This window comes from Gemmobacter sp. (assembly GCF_016792925.1).
Classification (GTDB): domain Bacteria; phylum Pseudomonadota; class Alphaproteobacteria; order Rhodobacterales; family Rhodobacteraceae; genus Gemmobacter.
Genome location: NZ_JAEULU010000288.1, coordinates 1 through 1,556, shown reverse-complemented (window position 1 = coordinate 1,556; position 1,556 = coordinate 1). Strand labels below are relative to the sequence as shown.

1 protein-coding gene is annotated in these 1,556 nt (G+C 62.7%); it reads left to right on the top strand.

The window, feature by feature from the left end:
- Positions 1-684 precede the first annotated feature (684 nt).
- Positions 685-1,556 (top strand): polysaccharide pyruvyl transferase family protein (locus tag JNN06_RS13865; protein WP_291240186.1); only part of this gene is annotated, 872 nt, incomplete at its 3' end.

The following is a 1,556-nucleotide window of genomic DNA, read 5'->3' as shown; positions in this document are numbered from 1 at the left end:
GGTCGATCCGGTCACAGCGGCCAAGGCAGGCCGGTGGGCAGACGTGACCCTGCCACTGAGAATCTATGCCCACGCAGAGACGAACGAGGCAGAGATCAGGGAGCGCGTCCGTACATCACCGGTACAGGCCGAAAACAAAATACAGATTAAGTCGCTGAAAAAGCGCAGAAAATCATGATTTCGCGCCTTCCCTCCTAAGGGGCAGGTTACAGGTTCAAGTCCTGTCGGAGTCGCCAGCAATCTCAATAGGTAGGCGTGGATTGTGGGTTATCGCCCGGGTTCGGCGAACCTTGCGGCGAGGCAATCCTTGCAAACGCCAAGGGCGCCGACATGGGTAGCTGGCGAAAAAACCATTGCGGAACAAGATCCTCCTCCCAAGACCTGTCAGACCATGCCCTGTGCGGAGCGACCGGGCGTCCGCAGAGGCAAGGGCGGCCAGTGCAGAAAACGGATGCTTGGCTAGTCGCGGAATGACCGTTGGGAATGACAGCGAGCTGCGCCGCACGCTGCCGCTGGCTCGCCGTTGCCAAGGCGCGCGGTGGCTCTGGCCCGGTCGATCCCGCTTTCTTCTTGTGCCCTTCCGGCCCAGGGCCTCGAACAGTGGAAAATGGCGGCGGGACGCGGTAAGAGCCGGTGCAGCCTGTCTCAATACGCAGAGCCAGCCCGCCAGCGAAGGAAAACACCATGTCCGACAGCCCGACACGGGTGCTGATCAGCGGCGATCACAGCACCTATCACGGCGGCAGCGCCGCGGTCATCGAGGCGATCAGACACCTGCTGCGGGGCGAGAACGTGACCCTGACCAGCCCCGGCGAGCCGTTTGATGTTCTGCTGGTGAATGGCGAAGGGTCGATGCATCACGATTCTTCGGAATGCGTGGCCAAGATGGCCCGGATCGAAGCCGCGCAGATGCTGGGCAAGAAAACCGGCCTGATCAACGCGGTCTGGCAAGAGAACAGTGGCCGGTTTGACACCATCCTGCGTCGGCTCGACATCCTGACGCTGCGCGGCCCAGCCAGCGCCAAAGACCTGCACGACCGTCATGGCATCGCGGCCTTCCACCATCCCGACCTGTCGCTTTTCGCCCCCCTCACCGCCTGCGCGCCGAAGGTGGATTATGGCGGCGCAGCCGTGGTGACAGATTACTTTGACCATGTTTTCGGGGGCTTTGTCCGCAGCACCTCCGGGCCGCTCGCCCGGCTTCCCTATTTCGATCTGGCCGCCCATGGCTGGTCAGACGCGATCGCGACTTTGGCCACTGCCAGTGCGGTGGTGACGGGGCGCCATCATGTCATGTATGCCGCATTGCGCGCCCGCGTGCCCTTTGTCCTGCTCGAGGCGAATACCCACAAACTTCAGGATCTGCTGGACGCAGCCGGGGTCACGCTGCCGATCTGCCGCACGCAAGCCGAGGTTTTGGCCGCGCTTCAGCATATTGGCCTGAACCGGCGCATCTATGACCAGCTTTTCGATTGGGCTGCATCGCAATCCCCCCCCGATCTGCTGCGGATGACCGAAGCGCAGCCCTTGGCCCGCACCCAAGGCGCATCGCGGCT